The sequence below is a fragment of the Pseudomonas sp. 34 E 7 genome (assembly GCF_900005715.1).
Lineage (GTDB): Bacteria > Pseudomonadota > Gammaproteobacteria > Pseudomonadales > Pseudomonadaceae > Aquipseudomonas > Aquipseudomonas orientalis_A.
Genome location: NZ_CVTX01000194.1, coordinates 27,139 through 30,246, shown reverse-complemented (window position 1 = coordinate 30,246; position 3,108 = coordinate 27,139). Strand labels below are relative to the sequence as shown.

Sequence of the window (3,108 nt, the reverse complement as noted above, 5' to 3'; positions counted from 1 at the left end):
TCACCGGCGGTGGCGGCGCCTGTTCCACCACAGGCTGCGGGACCACCTCCGGCTCCGGCTCGACCAACGCCAGCTCGACCGCCGACTCGTCGTACACCGGCTCGACCTTCAAGGTCTGGGACTGGATACCCAGTGCAATCAGCACCAGCGCGACCAAGGCCGGGACACTGCCCAGCCACTGACGTACTCGAAACAGCAGGTACATGATCAGGACTTACGCGTGGCAATGGACACGGAGGTGAAGCCACCCAGGCGCAGGGTGTCCATCACTTCCACCAGGCGCGAAACCTCTACGCCTTTGTCGCTGTTGACGATGATCGTCGACTGGGTATCGGGCTTTTGCGCCGCCTTCAGCGCCGGCACCAGCGCGTCCACCGAGAGGTCCTTGCCGTCCAGTTGCAACTGGCCTTCCAGGCCCAGGGTGAGGATGAATTTGTTCTGCGGTTTGAGCTGCTGTGAACTGCTGGCGCTGGGCAACTGAGTCTTCATGCCCAGGGCCGGAATCACGTTCAAGCTCACCAGTACGAAAAACACCAGGAGGAACATCATCACGTCGATCATCGGGATCAGTTCGATGTGCGCCTTGCGCTTCTTGGGTTCATCCCAGGTTCTCATTCCGTTACCCCGTTATTGAATTAGGGGCAACACGCTAGCAAGCAAAAATGACCGAATGGTTAACTTTAATTGACGATTTGAAAGCTCTAGGACGGGGCTTTCAGAAAACTTACCCGTCAGTTTTTGGGCGTAACGAAACTGACATCCAGGACGTACATGCTCGAGAAATTTATCGCGAGAGCCGGCGCCCATGCCCACCACACTGCCTCGATTATCGACCCCGCGACTGTTGTTGCGAGCACTGGAAATGCATCAGGCACAGGTGCTTTTCACCCTCGCCAACGGGCCGGAAATTGCCGACAACACGGCGAACATTCCGTCGCCCTACACCTTGGAAACCGCCCGGGATTTTATTGCCGGGATCGCCGACAAGTACCGCACCGGCGAGTTGCTGAACCTGGGGATGCATGTGCACGACACCGATGAATTGATCGGCATGGTCAGCCTGCGTATGAATGCCCGGCATCGCTATGGGCACTTGGGTGGTTGGGTGGCGGCGCATTGCCGTAACCGGGGTTACGCGGCAGAAGCGGCGAGGGCGGTGATGGACTTCGGGTTCAACGAGTTAGGCTTGCAACGCGTGGGTAGCCAGTGTTTTGCTCGTAACAAGGAATCGGCGCGGGTCATGGAAAAGATCGGCCTACGCTATGAAGGCTGCATGCGCCAGGCGTTTCTAAAGAATGGCGTGTTTGAGGACCAGCTCGGGTTTGCCAGCGTGCGTGACGACTGGGAGCGCTGCCTGTGAGCGGCGATATAGACCACACCCGGCGCCGAGTACTCGGCGGGCTGGCGATCGCTACGGCGTTTTCCATCCTCAGCCCGTTTGCGCGCAGTGCCGGGGTGGATTATCCGTTCACCCTCGGCGTAGCGTCCGGTGACCCATTGCCGGATGGCTTTGTGATATGGACGCGCCTGGCGCCGTTGTTCAATGCCGAGGACGGACGCGGTGGATTGCAGCGTGCGGTGCCGGTGCGCTGGCGGGTGGCCAGCGATGCGGCGATGACGCGGATTGTGCAACAGGGCGAGGTGATGGCGACCGGGCATTTTGCCCACTCGGTACATGTCGAGGTGGCGGGGTTGGCGACGGGCCGGCCGTACTGGTATCAGTTCGAGGGCCTTGGCGCGCAGAGTCCGATTGGTCAGGCACGCACCACGCCTGCGCGGCATGAGATGGCGTCCGCCCGGCTCGGGTTCGTCTCCTGCTCGCATTGGGAGCGCGGGTATTTCAGTGCCTACCGTCATCTCGCTGCCGAGCGTCCCGACCTGGTGTTTTTTCTCGGTGACTATATTTACGACAGCTCCTACGCGGCGGACTCCGGCAAAGTGTTTCGCGCCCACGGCAGCGGTAATGCGGTGAGCTTGAGCGACTACCGCAAGCGCTACGCGCTGTACAAGACCGATCCCGATTTGCAGGCCCTGCACGCCGCCGCGCCCAGCGTGGCGACCTGGGACGATCACGAAGTGCAGAATGACTATGCCAACCGCTGGTCCCAGGACCCAAAAATCCCCGTGGCGCGGTTTCTCCAGCAACGGGCGGCGGCTTACCAGGCGTTCTACGAACATATGCCGTTGCGTGCGAGCAGCCGGCCGCAGGGCCCGGATATGCGCATTTACCGGCGCCTGGACTATGGGCGGCTCGCGCGCTTCCATGTGCTCGACGGTCGCCAGTACCGTTCCGAGCAGCCTTGCATCGCGGCCGATGGCAGCCACCAAGGACATATTGTCACCACCCCCTGCAGCGACTTGCGTGACCCCGCCCGCACCTTGCTCGGCTGGCAGCAGGAGGCCTGGCTGGACCAGGGCTTTGCCCAGTCCCGGGCGCAGTGGAATGTGATCGCCCAGGACTTGTTGGTGGCGCCGCTGATGCAGCGTGACCTGACTCATCACAAAGTCGGCCGCTGGACCGATGGCTGGGATGGCTATATGGCCAACCGCAAGCGAATGCTGGCGTCCATCCAGCGCAACCGCGTAAATAACCCGGTGTTCTGGGGCGGGGATATCCACTCTTTCTGGACCACGGACCTGCACGCCGATGCCAATGACCCGGACTCACTGGTTGTGGCGACTGAATTCGTCGGCTCGTCGGTGACCTCCGATGGCCCGCCCTATGAGGCCTTCACGAAAATCCTGCCGCTCAATCCCCATGTGAAGTTTTTTGACAGTCGCCAGCGTGGCTATGTGTCGGTGGAACTGGACGCGCGAAAGATGCTCACGCACTTTCGCGTGATCAGCGACCCACGCGACCCGGCAGCCACGGTCTCGACGTTGCAGTCGTTTGTGGTGGAGCCGGGCAGGGCGGGGGCGATGGCTGTGTAGCCTGGGCTCAAATGTGGGAGGGGGCTTGCCCCCGATGGCGTTGGTTCAGTCAAAAATGCGCCTACTGACACTCCCTCATCGGGGCATAGGTATCTACACAACTCAGCAGCGCCCAACCGTAACCACGATGCGAAGCGAGCCGCTCTTGATCTTGATCTGCTTTTGATCCTAGGCGCC

3 protein-coding genes and 1 pseudogene are annotated in these 3,108 nt (G+C 61.2%); 2 read left to right on the top strand and 2 right to left on the bottom strand.

Annotated elements, in window-relative coordinates; translation table 11 throughout:
• Both BFP96_RS28315 and BFP96_RS28310 read right to left on the bottom strand, forming a co-directional pair.
• Window positions 1–205 (bottom strand): annotated as a pseudogene (locus BFP96_RS28315) (energy transducer TonB); the annotation flags it as partial.
• A gap of 2 nt (window positions 206–207) precedes the next feature.
• A complete protein-coding gene (locus BFP96_RS28310) occupies window positions 208–615 on the bottom strand; it encodes an ExbD/TolR family protein (RefSeq protein WP_065893676.1) in 408 nt (135 codons plus the stop codon).
• A 190-nt stretch (window positions 616–805) separates the two neighbouring features.
• Between BFP96_RS28310 and BFP96_RS28305 the strand changes: the two genes are divergently transcribed.
• Both BFP96_RS28305 and BFP96_RS28300 read left to right on the top strand, forming a co-directional pair.
• The gene (locus BFP96_RS28305; RefSeq protein WP_065937445.1) at window positions 806–1,360 is read left to right on the top strand and encodes a GNAT family N-acetyltransferase; all 555 of its coding nucleotides are present in this window, start codon (window positions 806–808) and stop codon (window positions 1,358–1,360) included.
• Window positions 1,357–2,931: an alkaline phosphatase D family protein gene (locus BFP96_RS28300; protein WP_065937444.1), complete on the top strand. Its 1,575-nt coding sequence runs from the start codon at window positions 1,357–1,359 to the stop codon at window positions 2,929–2,931. The genes BFP96_RS28305 and BFP96_RS28300 overlap by 4 nt, the downstream gene beginning before the upstream one ends.
• The last annotated feature ends 177 nt before the right edge of the window (window positions 2,932–3,108 follow it).